The 17,499-nt window shown below is 70.4% G+C and carries 19 protein-coding genes; 12 read left to right on the top strand and 7 right to left on the bottom strand.

Annotation, left to right across the window (positions count from 1 at the left end):
• Both AB0K73_RS18985 and AB0K73_RS18980 read right to left on the bottom strand, forming a co-directional pair.
• Positions 1–669, bottom strand: coding sequence for a TrkA family potassium uptake protein (locus AB0K73_RS18985; protein WP_360518281.1), 669 nt, complete (start codon positions 667–669; stop codon positions 1–3).
• A complete protein-coding gene (locus AB0K73_RS18980) occupies positions 662–2,110 on the bottom strand; it encodes a potassium transporter TrkG (RefSeq protein ID WP_360518278.1) in 1,449 nt (482 codons plus the stop codon). Before AB0K73_RS18980 ends, AB0K73_RS18985 begins: the two co-directional genes overlap by 8 nt.
• A 73-nt stretch (positions 2,111–2,183) precedes the next feature.
• Here AB0K73_RS18980 and AB0K73_RS18975 point away from each other — a divergent pair, with 73 nt between their 5' ends.
• Positions 2,184–2,621 (top strand): metalloregulator ArsR/SmtB family transcription factor, encoded by a 438-nt coding sequence (locus AB0K73_RS18975; protein ID WP_360518275.1) that lies wholly within the window; start codon positions 2,184–2,186, stop codon positions 2,619–2,621.
• Positions 2,622–2,633: 12 nt separating this feature from the next.
• Here AB0K73_RS18975 and AB0K73_RS18970 read toward each other — a convergent pair whose 3' ends face one another.
• A complete protein-coding gene (locus tag AB0K73_RS18970; protein ID WP_360518272.1) occupies positions 2,634–3,119 on the bottom strand; it encodes an anthrone oxygenase family protein in 486 nt (161 codons plus the stop codon).
• Between the two features lie 25 nt (positions 3,120–3,144).
• Entirely contained in the window at positions 3,145–3,654 is a 510-nt protein-coding gene (locus AB0K73_RS18965; RefSeq protein ID WP_360518269.1) for a GNAT family N-acetyltransferase, read from the bottom strand.
• 116 nt (positions 3,655–3,770) lie between these two features.
• Between AB0K73_RS18965 and AB0K73_RS18960 the strand changes: the two genes are divergently transcribed.
• The 3 genes from AB0K73_RS18960 to AB0K73_RS18950 all read left to right on the top strand — a co-directional run bounded on the left by AB0K73_RS18960 (position 3,771) and on the right by AB0K73_RS18950 (position 5,899).
• The gene (locus AB0K73_RS18960) at positions 3,771–3,869 is read left to right on the top strand and encodes an AURKAIP1/COX24 domain-containing protein (protein ID WP_003792170.1); all 99 of its coding nucleotides are present in this window, start codon (positions 3,771–3,773) and stop codon (positions 3,867–3,869) included.
• A 94-nt stretch (positions 3,870–3,963) separates the two neighbouring features.
• Positions 3,964–4,233, top strand: coding sequence for a glutaredoxin family protein (locus tag AB0K73_RS18955; RefSeq protein ID WP_360518266.1), 270 nt, complete (start codon positions 3,964–3,966; stop codon positions 4,231–4,233).
• A 79-nt stretch (positions 4,234–4,312) separates the two neighbouring features.
• Positions 4,313–5,899, top strand: coding sequence for an FAD-dependent oxidoreductase (locus AB0K73_RS18950; protein ID WP_360518263.1), 1,587 nt, complete (start codon positions 4,313–4,315; stop codon positions 5,897–5,899).
• Between the two features lies 1 nt (position 5,900).
• On the opposite strand, the gene AB0K73_RS18945 is transcribed toward AB0K73_RS18950, so the two are convergent.
• Positions 5,901–6,803 (bottom strand): formylglycine-generating enzyme family protein, encoded by a 903-nt coding sequence (locus AB0K73_RS18945; RefSeq protein WP_360518372.1) that lies wholly within the window; start codon positions 6,801–6,803, stop codon positions 5,901–5,903.
• 46 nt (positions 6,804–6,849) lie between these two features.
• Positions 6,850–8,193 (bottom strand): aspartate--tRNA(Asn) ligase, encoded by a 1,344-nt coding sequence (aspS, locus tag AB0K73_RS18940; RefSeq protein WP_360518260.1) that lies wholly within the window; start codon positions 8,191–8,193, stop codon positions 6,850–6,852.
• A gap of 99 nt (positions 8,194–8,292) precedes the next feature.
• On the opposite strand from aspS, the gene AB0K73_RS18935 reads away from it, so the two are divergent.
• The 8 genes from AB0K73_RS18935 (at position 8,293) to AB0K73_RS18900 (ending at position 16,911) form a co-directional block, all read left to right on the top strand.
• Entirely contained in the window at positions 8,293–8,937 is a 645-nt protein-coding gene (locus AB0K73_RS18935; RefSeq protein ID WP_360518257.1) for a histidine phosphatase family protein, read from the top strand.
• Positions 8,937–9,524, top strand: a complete 588-nt coding sequence (locus AB0K73_RS18930; RefSeq protein WP_360518254.1) for a TlpA disulfide reductase family protein — start codon at positions 8,937–8,939, stop codon at positions 9,522–9,524. The genes AB0K73_RS18935 and AB0K73_RS18930 overlap by 1 nt, the downstream gene beginning before the upstream one ends.
• A 24-nt stretch (positions 9,525–9,548) precedes the next feature.
• Positions 9,549–10,304, top strand: a complete 756-nt coding sequence (locus AB0K73_RS18925; protein WP_360518251.1) for a cytochrome c biogenesis protein CcdA — start codon at positions 9,549–9,551, stop codon at positions 10,302–10,304.
• Positions 10,305–10,314: 10 nt separating this feature from the next.
• Positions 10,315–12,036, top strand: coding sequence for a cytochrome c biogenesis protein ResB (locus AB0K73_RS18920; protein WP_360518369.1), 1,722 nt, complete (start codon positions 10,315–10,317; stop codon positions 12,034–12,036).
• 51 nt (positions 12,037–12,087) lie between these two features.
• Positions 12,088–13,068, top strand: coding sequence for a c-type cytochrome biogenesis protein CcsB (ccsB, locus tag AB0K73_RS18915; RefSeq protein ID WP_360518366.1), 981 nt, complete (start codon positions 12,088–12,090; stop codon positions 13,066–13,068).
• A 156-nt stretch (positions 13,069–13,224) separates the two neighbouring features.
• The gene (locus AB0K73_RS18910; protein WP_360518248.1) at positions 13,225–15,795 is read left to right on the top strand and encodes an AAA family ATPase; all 2,571 of its coding nucleotides are present in this window, start codon (positions 13,225–13,227) and stop codon (positions 15,793–15,795) included.
• A gap of 593 nt (positions 15,796–16,388) precedes the next feature.
• On the top strand, positions 16,389–16,631 hold the full coding sequence (locus tag AB0K73_RS18905; protein ID WP_360518245.1) for a LuxR C-terminal-related transcriptional regulator: 243 nt from the start codon (positions 16,389–16,391) through the stop codon (positions 16,629–16,631).
• Positions 16,632–16,680: 49 nt separating this feature from the next.
• Entirely contained in the window at positions 16,681–16,911 is a 231-nt protein-coding gene (locus AB0K73_RS18900) for a hypothetical protein (protein ID WP_360518242.1), read from the top strand.
• Between the two features lie 18 nt (positions 16,912–16,929).
• On the opposite strand, the gene AB0K73_RS18895 is transcribed toward AB0K73_RS18900, so the two are convergent.
• Complete coding sequence (locus AB0K73_RS18895; RefSeq protein WP_360518239.1) at positions 16,930–17,451, bottom strand: ACT domain-containing protein; 522 nt, start codon at positions 17,449–17,451, stop codon at positions 16,930–16,932.
• Between the last annotated feature and the right edge of the window lie 48 nt (positions 17,452–17,499).

Here is a 17,499-nt window from a genome sequence, read left to right as displayed (position 1 = left end):
CTACTCGAGCGCCGCGAACTTCTCGATGTCGCCCTCGGTGCCCGTGACGATGATGAGGTCGCGGTTCGTGACGACGGTCTTCTCGGTCGCGTACGTGAACGGCTTGCCGGGACTCTTGACGCCGACCACGGTCACGCGGTGCAGTCGGCGCACCCCCGACTCGCTGAGCGTCTTGCCGCGGATCGGCTTCGGCGGGTACATCTTCACGAGCGCGAAGTCGTCGTCGAACTCGATGAAGTCGAGCATGCGGCCGCTGACGAGGTGCGCCGTGCGCTCGCCGGCCTCCCGTTCGGGGTAGATGACGTGGTTCGCGCCGATGCGCTCGAGGATCTTGCCGTGCGACTGCGAGATCGCCTTCGCCCAGATCTGCGGGATCCTGAGGTCGACGAGGTTCGCGGTGATGAGCACGGATGCCTCGATCGACGAGCCGACGGCGCAGACGGCGATGGAGAAGTCCTGGGCGCCGATCTGCTGCAGCGCCTCGATCGACCGCGCGTCGGCGACCACGGCGTGGGTCACCCGCTCGGCCCACTTCTGCACGAGCGCCTCGTCGTCGTCGACCGCGAGCACCTCGCGGCCGAGGCGGTCGAGCTGGCCGGCGGTCGCCGCACCGAAACGCCCGAGGCCGATGACGAGCACCGGCGCGTCGTGCTTGATCCGATCAACCAACGATGGGCCTCTCTTCCGGACGCTTGAACAACTGCCGGCGCTGGCTGGCCGCCAGTGCTGCGGCGAGTGTCACTGTACCAACCCGCCCCATGAACATGGTGACGGCCATCACGTACTTGCCCTCTGGGGGCAGGTCGGCGGTGATCCCGGTCGACAGTCCGCAGGTCGCGAAGCCCGAGATCACGTCGAACAGCACGAAGTCGAGGGGCTGCTTGCTGATCTGGGTGATGACCACGGTGGAGACGGCGACGATGGTGGCGCCCCAGAGCACGACGCTCACCGACAGCCGCAGCATGTCTCGGGGAATGCGCCGCCCGAAGGCCTCCATCGCCGGGGCACCCTTGGCCTCCGCGTAGGCGGCGAGGAACAACACGGCGAGCGTGGTCACCTTGATGCCGCCGGCCGTCGACGCGGAGCCGCCGCCGACGAACATGAGCATGTCGGTGACGAGCAGGCTCGATCCGTAGAGCTCCGCCATGTCGATCGTGGCGAACCCTCCCGAGCGGGTCATGGTGGACATGAAGAACGCCTCGAAGAGCGTCTGGCCGAAGCCGAACCGGCCGTAGGTCCGAGGGTTGTCGTACTCCAGGACGAGGAACGTGAGGGCTCCGGCGAACCAGAGCACCACCGTGGTCGTGAGCGTCAGCTTCACGTGCACGCTCCAGCGGTGGGGAATCCGCCACGTACGCAGCAGCGCGAAGATCACGGGGAACCCGAGGCTGCCGAGGAACACGGCGAGCATCATGAGGGACTGGAACCAGTAATCGTCGAAGAACTCGACGGGCCCCATCGCATTCGGGGCGAAGCCGGTGTTCGTGAAGGCGCTCACCGAGTAGTACGCCGAGTACCAGATGCTCGTGCCGAGGTCGTAGCCCTGCGCGAGCACGCTCGGGATCATGCCGAGCATGATCACCGCCTCGATCGAGAGGGTGCTCACCGCGACCGTCGTGAGCAGCCCGCCCACCTCGCCCAGGCGCACGGCCTGGCGTTCCGCGACGGGCCCGGCGTGGACCCGAGACGGATTGGTGTCGCTCGCGGCGATGAGCTTCGCCCGTAGGCCGAGTCGTCGCGAGACGACGAGTCCGAGGATCGACGCGAGCGTCAACACGCCCATGCCGCCGATGTTCATGCCGATGAAGATCACCGCGTTGCCGAAGGGCGACCAGTGGGTCGCCATGTCGACCGTGGTGAGGCCGGTGACGCAGATCGTCGAGACCGCGGTGAAGAACGCGTCGTGCAGCGGCGTGCCGCCGGTCGCGGTGCCTGCCCGTGCGATCGGCAGGCTGAGCAGCGCCGTCGTGATGGCGATGAGGCCCGCGAACACGAGGATCGCGAATCGAGCGGGCGAGCTGCGCACGAGGCCGTCGATGGCGTCGCGAACGCGTCCCAGCCAGGACCGCTGGTCGCCTCGTCCGCCGCGGCCCATCGGCTGTGCGCGCATCGAGCCCCCTCACGTGCCGTCACCGATCGCGTGAGTCATGGTACTCCCCGCCATGAGTGACTAGCCTTGTCGCATGGCGGACATCTTCGACGTGGTGGCGGATACGACGCGGCGCGACATCCTCGCCGTGCTCCTCGACCGGGAGACTGCAGCTCCGCAGTCGGGCGGCGAGATCAGCGTCTCCGAGATCGTGTCGACCCTGGGGCTCAGCCAGCCCACGGTCTCCAAGCACCTGAAGGTGCTCCGCGAGGCGGGTCTCGTCGGCGTGCGCGAGGAGGGCCAGCACCGCTACTACCACCTCGACCGAGGGCCGCTCGAGGTGCTCGAGGACTGGCTCATCCCGTTCGTGTCGTCGGATGCCGCAGCGGATGCCGCCACCCTCGCCGGCGCCGAAGCCGAGGCCACGTCGCTCAACGAGGAACAGCGCGCGTTCGCGTCGGCGATCGGCAAGGCCTTCGCCGAGACCGCCCATCAGGTGACGACGGTCGTCGCTTCGAAGAAGCGCAAGTAGCCCCCGACTGCCTCAGCGCACGAGCAGCGTCACGATGAACCCCACGCACGCCGCTGCGCACGCGAGCGACCGCACGTGGTTCCACGCCTGCCAGCCCGGGCGGAACTCCCCCCATGCCGCGACCAGCGCCGACGTGTCGCCGGTGGACGCCGCCGCGAGGCGGTTGTTGCGCGGAACGTTGGCGCCGCCCGTGACGCCGATCGCGCCGACGAGGTAGATCACCGCGGCCGCGATCGCCCACCACGCGCCGTCACCGAGCGCGCCGGTCAAGGCGAACACACCGACAGCCACGGCCAGCACCGCCGTGCCGAAGAGCACGAGCATGAACGGCGGTCGCACGGCCGTCACGTTGATCTCGCGCATGGCCCGAGCGGCATCCGCCGGGGGCAGTCGGTCGAGCCCCTGCGTGACGAAACTCGAGAAGGCGGTGAAGACGCCGGCGGCGACACCGGTGCCGAGGATGGTCGCGACGAGCAGGAGGTCCAGGAGCCAGGTCATGCGCCCAGTCTGACGTGCCCCTCCGTCAGCGCAGCGGCTTGATCATCTCCAGCTCGAGCCCGCCCGGCTCGAGCTCGTACTCGCGGCTGCGGCCGGTGAGCGTGAAGCCGAGCTTCTCGTAGAAGCGAATCGCGCGGGGGTTGTCCTCATGCACCTCGAGGCGCAGCGTGTCGCCGTAGCCGAGCGCCCAGCGCTCCACGGCATCGAGCAGGAGGCGGGAGACGCCGGCCCGATCGCCACGGTGGCTGGGCGCGACGTAGACGCCGACGAGCAGGGGCCCGCTCGTGGCATCCGGAATGTAGCCGCCCATGTGGCCCACCCAGCGCTCGCCGTCGATCGCGACGATCGACGTCTGCCGTGGCGAGGTGCCGCGCGCGGCGCGTGCGCGCCAGCCCGCCTCGTCGACCGTGAGCGCATGCTCGAGGGTCTCGGCGTAGGCGAGCGGAGTGTCACGGAGCATCTCGAGCCGGAGCTCGCGCCACTCGCGCCAGTCGTCCTCGTTCGTCGTGCGGATGACGAGGTCGGTAACCTGCATCCCTCGACGCTAACGCATGGGAAAGGGGCGCTTGCGCGGATCCGATAGACTACCCCGAGGCCTTCCGGCCTCCGGCTGCGGCACGCGCGGCCGTTTCGACTTTCTGTGAGGTTCTGATGGGTTCCGTCATCAAGAAGCGCCGCAAGCGCATGGCGAAGAAGAAGCACCGCAAGCTGCTGCGCAAGACGCGTCACCAGCGTCGCAACAAGAAGTAGTCGTTCCGCACGACCGGCTGAGCGTCAGGCCACTGGTCTGGCGCTTTTCGCTGTACCCGAAGCCGTGCCGACCACCGGCGCTTAGGCTGGACGCGTGACCCGAGACATCCGCCTGACCCTCATCGGCAAGCCCGGCTGCCACCTCTGCGACGACGCGCGCGAGGTCGTGCAGGCCGTCATGACCGAGGTCGAGGCGTCGGATGCCGCGCCTGCCCTGCGGCTCGAGGAGCGCTCCATCCTCGACGATGAGCAACTCGCCGCGCGGTATGCGGAGGAGATCCCCGTGCTCCTGATCGACGACGAGGTGCACAACTACTGGCGCATCGACCCGGTGCGCCTGAAGACGGCGCTGCTCGCGGGGTGACGGCCGGGTAGCCCGTAGTCGGGGCATCCGGAACCGTCAAGCCGTTGCCGCCCCTGCCCGCGCGGTCTTGACTGACCGAATGACGAGCCTCTGGAGAGACGCGGCCACGCCCGGCGACGGCGACGACGAGATGCCCAGCTCCCGTTACGAGGCGGCGGTGCTGCCTCCGGATCACTTCGATGTCGCGGTCATCGGCGCGGGCATCACCGGTCTCGCCACGGCGCTCATGCTCGTGCGCGGCGGCCTCACGGTGGTCGTCCTGGAGGCGAAGCACGTGGCCGCGCTCGCGACGGGCGCGAACACCGGCAAGGCGACCGTGCTGCACGGCGCGTTGCTGCACCGCATCCGCAGCTCGCATTCCGCCCGACTCGCGCGTGCGTACGTCGAGGCCAACCTCGACGGGCAGCGGTGGATCGCCGAGTTCGCGCAGCACCACGGGGTCCCGGTGAGCGAGGAGACGGCCTACTCCTACGCCGCGACCGACGACGGCCTCCGCACCGTGGACCGCGAGTTCGATGCCGCACTCGAGGCCGGGCTGCCGGTCGGACGGGTCGATCGGATGCCGGTGGGCTTCCCGTTCGCGGGGGCCGTCGCGCTGCCCGGGCAGCTCGGGCTCGATCCCTACCGACTCGCCGTGGCGATGGCACGCGCCTTCGTGGCCGAGGGCGGCGTGCTGATCGAGGGAGCCCGCGTCGAGGGCGTGCACGCCGGCGGACCGGTCGAGGTGCAGACGCTCGAGGGTCCGATCCGAGCGGATGCCGCCGTCATCGCGACCGGCACGCCGATCCTCGATCGCGGCCTCTACTTCTCGAAGCTCCAGGCCTCGCGCAGCTACCTCACCTCGTACCGCGTCGAGGACCCGCCACCGCCCGGGCTGTTCCTCTCCGTGGACGAACCGACGCGGACCATCCGCACGACGCCGGACCCGTCGGCCGTCTCGGGCGTCTCGGGCGCAGGCGCCTCCGGCGCCGAGGCGCCGCGCCTGCTGCTCGTCGGCGGCAACGACCACCCGGTGGGCCAGGAGCCGTCGACCGAAGCCAAGGTGCGCGACCTCATCGACTGGACGGGCGCGCACTTCCCGGGCGCCGAACTCACCCACCGCTGGGCGGCGCAGGACTACCACTCGCTGAACCTCGTGCCGTTCGTCGGCCGGATGCCCCGTGGCCGTGGCCGCATCTGGGTCGCCACCGGCTACGGCAAATGGGGACTCACGAACGGCGTCGCGGCCGCCATCCGCATCTCGTCGGAGATCCTGGGCGTCTCGTGGTTCGACCGGCGCCCCTGGATGCGGGTGATCGGCTCGCGTATCACGATGCCGGGCGATATCGGCCGCGGCGTCGTGGAGGCCGGACGCGTGGTGCGCAACCTGGCCGCGGGCTGGGCGGAGGCGCAGGGGCGTCCGGCGCCCGCGGTGCGGCCCGCCGAGGGCGAGGGCACGGTCGTCAACCGCGGTGGGGTTCCGTACGGCATCTCGACGGTCGACGGTCGCACCTGCGCGGTGCGCGCCGTGTGCACGCATCTCGGCGGCGTCCTGAATTGGAACGACGCCGAGTCGACGTGGGACTGCCCGTTGCACGGCTCGCGCTTCGAGGCATCCGGTCGTCGCATCGAAGGGCCCGCGGTCTACGACCTGCCCGAGGCGACGCGCACCCCGCCGCGGATCTGATTCACGCCGCGTCGCGCGCGCAGCGGAACCCGATGTGGGTCGTGGCGGTGTCGTCGGCCTGCGGTGAGCGCGCGGCGGGCCGGTAGCGCAGGCAGTAGTCGGGCGAGCAGAGGTGCGATCCGCCTTTCAGCACGCGGCGGGAGATCCGCGAGCCCGGTTCGACGGATGCCTCGGCGAGCAGGTTCGCGCGCGTGCCCGGCTCCACCGGCAGCGCGCCGGGCACCTCGTGCCGGGGCGAGTAGTAGTCGGTCGTCCACTCCCACACGTTGCCCGTGACGTCGAAGAGGCCGAATCCGTTGGGCGGGAAGGTCATCACCGGTGACGTGCCGACCCAGCCCTCGGCCCCGGTGTTGCGGTGAGGGAAGTCGCCCTGCCAGCGGTTCACCATGAGGCGGCCGCCCGGGCGTTCGTCGTCGCCCCAGGCGAAGCGTGCACCCTCGAGGCCGCCGCGGGCGGCGTACTCGAACTCGGCCTCGGTGGGCAGACGGGTGCCGGCCCACGCCGCGTAGGCCGCGGCATCCGCGAAGCTCACCTGCACGACCGGGTGGCTCGGCCGGTCGTCGACGGATGACCCGGGGCCGAACGGATGCCGCCAGCTCGCGCCTGGCACCCACCGCCACCACTGCCGCCAGTCGCGCAGGTCGACGGGGCCCGCGGTCGGGGTGAACACGAGCGCGCCGGGCACGAGGTCGGCGGGATCCGCGCCCGCGAAGTCGGCCGGATCGAGCTCCCGCTCGGCCACGGTGACGTAGCCCGTCGCCTCGATGAACGCGGCGAACTGCTCGTTGGTGACCGGGTGCAGGTCGAGGTCGAACGCGTCGACCGTGTGCTCGTGCACTGGGGTCTCGTCGGCGTAGAACTCGGCCGAGCCCATGGTGAACGTGCCGCCGGGCAGGTGCACCATGGTCGTCGTCGGGATCACCCTTCGACCATACGCTCGGCCTCGTGAGCTACGGCAGCAGGCGCGTCGGGCCGCGGAACAGGTACGTGGTCTCGCGGATCGAGTGCTCCTCGAGCATGAGCATCAGCACGCGGGCCAGGCCCATGCCGAAACCGCCGTGCGCGGGGACGCCGTAGCGGAAGAAGTCGAGATAGAACTCGAGCTCCTCGGGCTCCAGCCCCTTCTCCTTCGCCTGGGCGATGAGCACGTCGATGCGGTGCTCGCGCTGTGCGCCCGTCGAGATCTCGACGCCGTTGTAGATGAGGTCGTACGAGTTCGTGAGGCCCGGGTCATCCGCGTTCCGCATGTGGTAGAACGGCCGGATGCTCGACGCGTAGTCGGTGAGGAACACGAAGTCGTGCGCGTACGTCTCCTTGACGTACTGCGAGATGCGGCGCTCGCCCTCGGGGTCCATGTCGGCGTCGGCGCGCGGCACCACGTAGCCGTGGTCGGCCACGATCTGCTTGGCCTCGGCAAGGGGGATGCGCGGGAACGGGGTCGTGGGCACCTGGAGTTCGACGCCGAAGCGCTCGGCGATCTCGGCGCCGTGCTTCTCCTTCACCGCGGTGAAGGCCGCGACGAGAAGCTCCTCGTGCATGCGCATGACGTCGTCATGGGAGTCGATCCAGCTGATCTCGGCGTCGATCGAGGTGAACTCGGTCGCGTGCCGCGAGGTGAACGACGGGTCGGCGCGGAAGGCCGGGCCGATCTCGAACACCTTGCCGAAGCCGGCGGGCTGGGCCATCTGCTTGAAGAACTGCGGGCTCTGCGCGAGGTAGGCGGTGGTGTCGAAATAGCCGACCGAGAAGAGCTCGGCGCGCGACTCCGAGGCGCTCGCCATGAGCTTCGGGGTGTGGATCTCGATGAAGTCGTTGTCGATCCAGTACTGGCGGAGCGCGTGCTCGAACGTCGTCTGGATGCGGAAGATGAGGTGCTGCTTCGGGTGCCGCAGGTCGAGGAAGCGCCAGTCCATGCGCTTGTCGAGGCTGGAGTCGGCCGCGATCGGGGTCTCGAGTGCCGCGGACACGACGTCGAGCGAGCCGATCTTCACCTCGAGCCCGCCGAGCTTCACCCGCTCGTCGTGCTTCAGCTCTCCGGTGACGGTGAGGAACGTGCCGTGCGAGAGGGCCGAGATCTGCTCGGTGAGCGCGAGCGCCTCGGCGGCGCCGACGCTGACGCCCTCGGGGTCGAGCTCGCGCACAGCCGGGTTCACGAGCTGCACCGCACCCGACTCGTCGCGCAGGATGATGAACTGCACCTTCTTCTGATCGCGCACGGTCTCGACCCATCCGGAGACGGACACAGGGCCGTCGGGCAGCGCGGCGAGGTTCTTGATCAGGGTGCGTGAGGTCACGATCGACCATCCTACCCGCGGGTCGTTTCGCGACATCCGACGGTCCGCGACGCCGGACCCTCGGCGGATTCAAAGGGAACGCCTCTCTAGACTGGAGCCGTGCCTGCCGAGCAGATCCATCTCGTGCGCCATGGCGAGGTCTTCAACCCCCAGGGCGTGCTCTACGGGCGCCTCCCGGGTTACGGGCTCTCCGACCTCGGCCGCCAGATGGCGCAGGCCGCAGCCGACGACCTCGTCGCACGTGACCGACCCATCGGGCTGCTCATCTCCTCACCGCTGCAGCGAACCCAGCAGTCGGCGGAGCCGATCGCGGAGGTCTTCGATCTCGAAGCCCAGCTCGACGAGCGCGTCATCGAGCCCGAGAACCGCTTCGAGGGGATGAAGATGCACGGCCGCGATTCCGCGCTCCGCGACGTGCGCAACTGGACGTTCCTCGTCAACCCGTGGGAGCCGAGCTGGGGCGAGCCGTTCCGCTCGATCACGCGGCGCATGCTGAACGCCATGCACGACGCGTGGGATGCCACCGCCACCGGCGATGCCGTCATCGTCAGCCACCAGCTGCCGATCTGGATGGTGCACCGCCGGGTCGCGGGCAAGTCGCTCGCGCACGACCCGCGACGACGTCGGTGCGCGCTGTCGAGCATCACCTCGTTCGAGCTCCGCGGTCGCCGGTTCGTCGAGGTCGGGTACCGCGATCCGGCGGCGGGCCTCGCCGCGCAGGCGACCGACGTGGGGGCGGTGTGATGCGCCGTCGGCTCGTCGCGCTCGTCGCGGCATCCGCCCTGCTGCTCGCCGGCTGCGCGAGCGACCCGCTCGCCGAGCAGTACCGCGAGGGCAGCGGCAAGAACTACATCGCCGGTGACGGCACGATCTCGGAGTTCTCCGAGTCGCAGCGCGGCGAGGCCATCGAGTTCTCGGGCGCGACCGTCGACGGCGACGCGTTCGACTCCGCCGAGACCGTCGGCGACGTCACCGTCGTCAACTTCTGGTACGCGGGCTGCGCCCCCTGCCGGGCGGAGGCGCCGATCCTCGAAGAGGTGTCGCAGTCGTTCGCCGGGCAGGGCGTGAGCTTCGTCGGAGTCAACGTGCGCGACCAGGCCGGCACCGCGGCATCCTTCGAGGAGACCTACGGCGTGACCTACCCATCGATCCTCGACGTCGAGTCGGGCACCGCGCAGCTCGCCTTCGCGGGCGACGTTCCGCCCGCGGCCGTGCCAACGACGATCGTGCTCGACAAGGACGGACGCGTCGCCGCGCGCGTGCTCGGCCAGCTCACCGAAGCGTCGATCCTCGAGTCGATCATCGACGGACTCCTCGCCGAGCAGGCGTAGGCCCGGGGCGAAGGCGGCGACGGAGTGGGCGGCATCGGCGACATCGTGCTCAGCGGGCAGCTGCTCGCGGCCGTGCCGATCGCGCTCGCCGCGGGACTCGTCTCGTTCCTCTCGCCGTGCGTGCTTCCGCTCGTGCCCGGCTACCTCGGCTACCTCGGCGGGTTCACGGATGCCTCGGCCATCGCTGCGGAGGAACGACGCAACCGTCGGCGACTCGTGCTCGGCGTGTTGCTGTTCATCGCCGGGTTCACGGTGGTGTTCGTCACGTTCAACCTGCTCGCGGGTGTCGCCGGAGCGTGGTTCAACGCCTACGGCGAGATCATCACGCGCGTCCTCGGCGTGGTGCTCATCGCCATGGGCCTCGTGTTCATCGGCCAGTTCACGTTCCTGCAGCGCACCGTGAAGCCGACGTGGCGGCCCGCGACCGGACTCGCGGGCGCGCCACTGCTCGGCATCGTGTTCGGCCTCGGATGGACGCCGTGCATCGGCCCGACGCTCGCCGTCGTGCTCACCCTCAGCGCCGACTCCGCCTCGGCGGGCCGAGCGGTGCTGCTCGGCCTCGCCTACTGCATCGGCCTCGGCATCCCGTTCCTGCTCGTGGCCCTCGGCTTCGGCTGGGTGACGGGGTCGATGGCGTTCTTCCGCCGCCACATCCGCACCATCAACATCATCGGCGGCGCGCTCCTCATCGTGATCGGCCTGCTCATGGTGTCGGGCCTCTGGAGCATCTGGATGTACGAGCTGCAGGCGGTGATCACCGGCTTTGTCCCCGCGATCTGACCCCGACGCGCTGTCGCGTCCCGATGACCACATCGACGCTCCTGAGCGGTCGACGGATGCCGCATCCGCCCGATCGGCCCAGGACGGCGTCGTGACCCAGCCGAAGCTCGGCTTCACGGGCTGGCTGCGCTTCGCGTGGCGGCAGTTGACGAGTATGCGCACGGCGCTGCTGCTGCTGCTCCTCCTCGCGATCGCCGCGGTGCCCGGCTCCCTCGTGCCGCAGCGGTCGAGCGACCCGAACGGCGTCACGCAGTACTTCGCCGACAACCCCGACCTCGCGCCCGTGCTGGAGTCGTTCCAGATGTTCGACGTCTACACGTCGGCGTGGTTCTCTGCCGTGTACCTGCTGCTGTTCGTGTCGCTCATCGGCTGCGTCATCCCGCGCACGAAGCATCACTTCGAGGCGCTGCGGGCGCGTCCGCCGCGCACGCCCGCGCGACTGTCACGGTTGGCCGGATACACCGATCGGGCGCTCGCCGTCCCGACGGGCTCGACCACCGAGGCGGCGGCGGATGCCGCGATCGACGCCGCGGCGAAGCAGCTCCAGCAGTCGGGCTACCGGGTCGAGCGCTACGAGCTGCGCGGCGAGGCATCCGTGTCGGCGGAGCGCGGCTACCTTCGCGAGACCGGCAACCTCGTCTTCCACACCGCGCTCCTCGGCGTGCTCGTCGCGGTCGGCATCGGCGGCGGCTTCGGCTTCTCGGGCCAGCGGGTCGTGGTCGAGGGCCAGTCGTTCGTGAACACGCTCGCCGCCTACGACTCGTTCAACCCCGGCCGCTTCTTCGACGACGCGAACCTCGAACCGTACCGGCTGGAGCTCGAGGAGCTCGACGCGGTGTACGAGACGCAGAACCAGGAGGCCATCGGCCAGCCGATCGACTTCACCGCCAACGTGTCGGTGCAGGGGCAGGGCGGCGCGGCCGAGCCTGGTGTGGTCAAGGTCAACGAGCCGCTTCGGGTGCACGGCACCGACGTGTACCTGCTCGGCAACGGGTATGCGCCGACCATCACGGTGCGGAACCCCGACGGCGACGTCGTGTTCACGGACTCGGTGCCGTTCCTGCCGCAGGACGCGAACCTCACCTCGATCGGCGTCGTGAAGGTGCCCGACGGCCTCGACGAGCAACTCGGCATGGTCGGCTTCTTCTACCCCACGCAGTCCACGCTCGGCTCGGGCGCCTACACGTCGAGCTACCCCGACCTCGTCTACCCGGTCCTGACGCTCAACGTGTACCAGGGCGACCTCGGCATCAACGAGGGAACCCCGACTTCGGTGTACACGCTCGACCCGTCGGGCATGGAGCAGCTCACGGGCGGAACGACGGGTGTGGACTCGATCGAGCTCATGCCCGGCGAGACCGTCGACCTGCCGGACGGCCTCGGGTCGATCACGTTCGAGGATGCGTCTGCCGAAACGGGTGGTGCTCCGGATGCCGCGGCCGACGACTATTCGCAGAGCGTCTCGCGTTTCGCCAGCTTCGACATCCACGACGACCCGTCGCAGGGGTGGGTGCTCGCGTTCGCGATCCTGATCCTCGCGGGACTGCTCGTCTCGCTGTTCGTGCCGCGCCGGCGCATGTGGGTGAAGGCCGCGCGCCGGTCCGACGGCACGATGGTGCTCGAGTACGCGGGCCTCGCACGCGGCGAGGATCCCGGGCTGGAGGAGGCCGTCGCGGCCTTCGCCGACAGGCACTCCCGAACTGCCGACGACCGCGCGAACCCTTCGACGTAAGGTAGAACAGTGACGCTCGACCAGATCTCCATCACCCTCGTGTACTCGGCCATGGCCGTGTACGCGATCGCATTCATCGCGTACGCGATCGATCTGGCGCGTCGGTCGGCGGCCGCGACGAAGGCGGCCGACGGTGCGAAGGCGCCGGTGGTCGTCGGGGTCGCGGCATCCGGAGCCTCTCTGGAATCGGATGCCGCGCCGGTCACGCCTGCGCCCGCTGCGAAGCCCGGAGCACCTGTGAAGTCCGGGGCATCCGTCGCCTACGGCCGCTCGCCGTCACTGCGCGTCGCCGTCGCGATGTCGGTCGTCGCGTGGCTGCTGCACCTGGCCGCCGACGTCACGCGCGGCATCGCCGCCGAGCGCGTGCCGTGGGCCAACATGTACGAGTTCGCGCTCACGGGGACGCTCGTCATCACCACGGTCTACCTGCTCGTGCTCGTCGTCTCGAAGCACGACCTGCGGTTCCTCGGCACGTTCGTCACCGGCCTCGTGCTCGTGCTCCTCGGTGTGGCGACCGTGAACTTCTACGTGAGCGTCGTGCCGCTGCCTCCGGCGCTGCAGTCGGCGTGGCTCGTCATCCACGTGTTCGTCGCCACCTCGTCGGTGGGCTTCTTCGCGCTCGGCTTCGCCCTGTCGGTCGTGCAGCTCCTGCAGTCGCGGCGTGAGGCCATCGTGGCCTCCGCCAAGGCGGCGAAGCAGTCGTTCCTCGCGACGCTGCCCGACTCGGCGACGCTCGAGAACCTCGCGTATCGCGTCACCATCATCGGATTCATCCTCTGGACGTTCACGCTCATGGCCGGCGCGATCTGGGCCGAGGCCGCGTGGGGTCGGTACTGGGGCTGGGACACCAAGGAGGTGTGGACCTTCATCATCTGGGTGGTCTACGCCGGGTACATCCACGCGCGCGCGACGCGCGGCTGGCGCGGCTCTCGGTCGGCGTGGCTCGCGATCATCGGCTTCTCGACGGTGCTCTTCAACTTCACCGTGGTGAACCTGTTCTTCAAGGGACTGCACGCCTACTCCGGACTCTGATCCCTCGTTGCGCTCGCGCTGGCGAGCAGCCAGGCCGCCTCGAACAGCCGCCCGCCGGCCACGGCGCTCCAACCACGGCCCTGGTGCGCCGGTCGGGCCCCGTGCGGCAGCCGCGCCCGGTTTGCACTCGCATGCCGGAGGGAGCACGATCGACGTATGAGGCTGCTCGAGCGCGAGCACGGGCTCGCCGAACTCGCCGGTGCGGTGCGCACGGCAATCGACGGGAGCGGTTCGGTGCTGCTCGTGCACGGCGAGGCCGGCATCGGCAAGTCGAGCCTCATCGGCGCGCTGCGCGACCAACCCCCGGCCGGCGCCCGCGTGCTGGTCGGTGCCTGCGATGCGCTGTCGACGCCGCGTACGCTCGGGCCGCTTCGCGACCTCACGCCGTTCGTCGGGCCCCGTCTCGGCGAGGCGCTCGGCAGCGGCGATCGTGAGGAGGTCCTCGCCGCCCTGCAGGAGGAACTCACCGCCGCGCCGGGCACGGTGCTCGTCGTCGAGGACGTGCACTGGTCCGACGAGGCGACCCTCGACGTGCTCCGATTCCTCGGGCGGCGCATCGATGCGCTGCGGTCCGTGCTCGTGCTCACCTACCGCGACGACGAACTCGACCGCGACCATCCGCTCACGAGGCTGCTCGGCGACCTGCGGGTGAATGTGCGGCACGTCCCGCTGGAACGGCTGTCGGCGGCGGCAGTGGGCGAGCTCACCGCTCGGACCGGGGTCGACGCCGTTCGGGTCTTCGCATTGACCGGTGGGAATCCGTACTTCGCGAGTGAGCTCATCGCGTCGGCGGATGCCGCCGTCGTGCCGCGAACGGTGGTCGACGCCGTCACCGCACGGCTGCGTCGCCTCGATCGTGTGACACAGGCGAACGTGGAGCAGCTCGCCGTGGTGCCCTCGGCGGTCGGCATCCCGGAGTTGGGGCACCTCGTGCCGGGCGGAGTCGGCGCACTGAGTGCGGCGGAGGAGGCCGGGCTGATCACGGTGCGCCCCGAGGCCGTGCAGTTCCGGCACGAGCTGACACGCCGTGCCGTCGTCGACACCCTGCCCGTCTCTCGGCGCATCGAGCTCAACGGCCGCGTGCTCGCGATGCTGCTCGAGGTCGGCGGGGACCCCGGACGCATTGTCTCGCACGCGGTGGAAGCCGGCGACGTCGGTGCGATCGCGCGCTGGGCGCCGCGGGCGGCACGCGACGCAGCGGTGAGCGGCGCGCACCGGCAGGCGGCCGACCACTACCGTGTCGCCCTGGCGCATCCCGGGGACAGCGGCGCCGCCGAACGCGCCGACGTGCTGGAGAACTACGCGATCGAGCTCTACACGCTCGGCCGTGGTCTGGAGGCGGTCGAGTCCCAGACCGAGGTCATCCGCCTCCGGCGGCAGCAGGCGGATTCCGCGGCGCTCGGCGCCGGGCTGCGGTGGATGTCCCGATTCCAGTGGAAGGCGGGCAACCGAGCCGAGGCCGAGGCGGCGGCGCGCGAGGCGTCGGCCGTCGTCGCCGGGCTCGATGACGGCGCACTCCTGGCCATCGCGCTGAGCAACGAGGCGCAGCTCGCGGTGCTCGGCGGCGATCTCGCCCGAACGATCGACCTCGCCACCCGCGCCATCGCGCTCGCGAAGGGGTTGGATGAGCCGAGGGCCCTCTCGCACGCGCTCAACAACCTCGGCGCGGCCCACATGCTGCAGAACCGCGACGAGGGGATCGAGGAACTCCTCGAGGCGGCCGACATCGCGATCGCGGCGAACCTGACGGAGGACGCGGCGCGCGCCCACGTGAACCTCGTCTGGAGCTTGCTCGATCAGTACCGGCTCGATCTCGCCGAGTGCTACCTCGAGCCGGCGCTGGAGTTCTCGGAGCGAACCGAGGTCGTCGGACTTTGGACCTACCAGCAGGTCGAGCAGGCGCGGCTGCAGCTCGCCAGGGCGCACTGGGACGAGGCGGTGGCCGCGGCGGAGCAGACGAACGAGTCGCTGCCGCAGCCGCACTGCGTTGCGCTCACCGTGATCGGCCTGGCCGGCGTCCGCCGGGGTGATCCGGGGGGCGAGGCGACGCTCGAGGAGGCGCGCAGCCTTGCCGATCGCCTCGGCGAACTGCAGCGCATCGGCCCTGCGGCGGCAGCCCTCGCCGAGGCGGCCCTGCTACGCGGCGATGACGGCGCGGCGCGCGCCATCGCCCGACCCGCGTACGACGAGGCCGTGCGATTGCAGAACATGAACCTGCAGGCCGAGCTCGCATCGTTGCTGCGCCGGGCGGGCGTGGTGGTCGAGCCTCCCGAGAGCGATCATCCGTTCGCCGTCCAGGCGCGCGGCGACTGGCAGCGCGCGTCCGAACTGTGGCGGGCGATCGGATGTCCGTACCACGAGGCGTCGGCACTGGCCGAGAGCCCGCACGAGTCCGACCTGCTGGCGGCGCTCGCGATCCTCGACGCGATCGAGGCCGTTCCGCTGGCACGGCTCGTGCGAGCCCGGCTGCGTGAGCGTGGCACGCGAAGCATCCCGCGGGGTCCGACGACCCTGACCCGTCGCAACCCGGCCGGCCTCACCGCCCGGCAGGTCGACGTGCTGCGGCTCGTGGCCGAGGGGCTCACCAACGTCGAGATCGCTGATCGCCTGGTGCTGTCGGTGCGCACGGTCGACACGCACGTCGCCGCGGTGCTCGCGAAGCTCGGCACCGCGACGCGCGTCGACGCCGCACGACTCGCGCCCGAGGTGCTCGAGCAGGTCGGCTGAGCCCGCGCAATGACGCGCGCCGTCCTCCCCGGCGTCGGCAGCCCGTGCCGCCGATCTCGGTAGCCCGGCCACGCGATCTCGGTAGTCGTCACCGACGAGACGCAGGACCCCTCGCCGTAGAACTGGAATGCGCCCGCAACCGGGCCGCCAGGACCAGAAGGAGAGGAGGGACATGATGCTCGCCACCATGATCGCGCTGGGTCTGCTCGCCCTCGCGGCGATCACCGCCGCCTTGGTGCAGTTCCGCCGCGACGGCTACCGCCGGACGCCCACGCTGCCGCGCTGACCCCGTCCCGGTGCCGCCACGGCTCAACCCGTTCCACCTCGCATTCCACCACCGAAGGAGTCGCCACGAACACCGCAGTCGCTACCTCGCCTGCAGCCAGCCGCCCGCTCCGACGCCGGACGCCGGCCGAACGGTTCCTCCACCGCGTCGCGCTCGCGTTCGCCGGGCGCGGGCCGACGGGGGCCGAGGAGCTCGACGCCCGCAGCCTCCATGAGCTGCGCCGCGAAGCCGCCCGGCTCCGCGAGCAGGGATCTCCGACCGTCCCCGTCGTCCGGCTGTTCTGATCGCTCTCCGACTCTGCTCCCGGTTGTCCCGGGCCGTTAGTGTTGCGGGTCCTGGCCGAGAGCGCACGATCGCCGAGATCGCCGAGCGGCCCGTGCTCTCCGTTCGACCGGTCGACAGCCACGTGGCGGCGATCATCGCGAAGTTGGGGGTCGCGTCACGGCATGAGGCCGCCCGAGTTGCGGGCGACGTGCTCGCGTCATCTCGGCAACCCGCCGATGACATCTCCGTAGTTACACGGATACCCGGCGACGGTGGTTCGCCGTAGAACGGAATCAGGCCCGGAAGCGGGCCAGGGTCGAACCCCAGGAGTCATCATGGCCACCCCACTCATCGCGACCGGCCCGCTGCCGGTCGTACCGCACCGAGACGCCACGTTCGTCGAGCGCATCTCGCTCCGCGCGGGGCTTGCGCTCGTGGCGTGGAGCCGGAGGGCGGAGCAGCGCAACAGTCGTGAGCACCTCGCCGAACTGCACGAGCGTCGGCGCGAGGCCGAACGCCTGCGCACCGAGCTCCAGCGCGACCTCATGCTCGCTCGGAACATCTGACGCCAGCGCGTCGAATGCTCACGCCTCGCCGACGGTGAGGTCGACGAACAGCTCGCCCGCGGTGCGATCGAGGTCGTCGTGCACGTCGACCGGATCGACGCCCGGCGGCACGCGCACGACCAGGTGCGCCTCGAACAGCCGCCCGCCGGCCATCGGCGCATCGCGGCGTTCGGTCGTCATCGATTCGATGTTGAGGCCGTTCCGTGCCAGGGCCGCCGACACGTCGCGCACGATGCCGGGGTGATCGCTGCCGATGAGGTCGATGCGCAGGTGCGCCCAGCTCTCGGTCGGCGTGCCCGGCTCTTCGACGCCGGGATGCGCGGTCACCTCCATGAGCCCCTCGAGCCCGTCGAGCGCGGCCCGGAGTTCGTCGGCACGCTCGTTCGGCACGGTGACCACGACGATCCCCGCGAACTGTCCGGCGAGCTCGGCCATCTGGCTCTGCTCCCAGTTGCCGTCGTGGGCGGTGATCGTCTGAGCGAGCGTCTCGACGAATCCGGCGCGGTCGTCGCCGATGACGGTGAGCACGAGTCTGGACATGTCGGCATCAAATCACGGCAGAGGTGCCGCGGTCGAGCCGCCATACGC

The organism is Agromyces sp. NPDC052230 (assembly GCF_040679595.1).
Classification (GTDB): domain Bacteria; phylum Actinomycetota; class Actinomycetes; order Actinomycetales; family Microbacteriaceae; genus Agromyces.
Note: the sequence above shows the minus strand (reverse complement) of the source record. Positions and strands in the feature narration are given on the sequence as shown.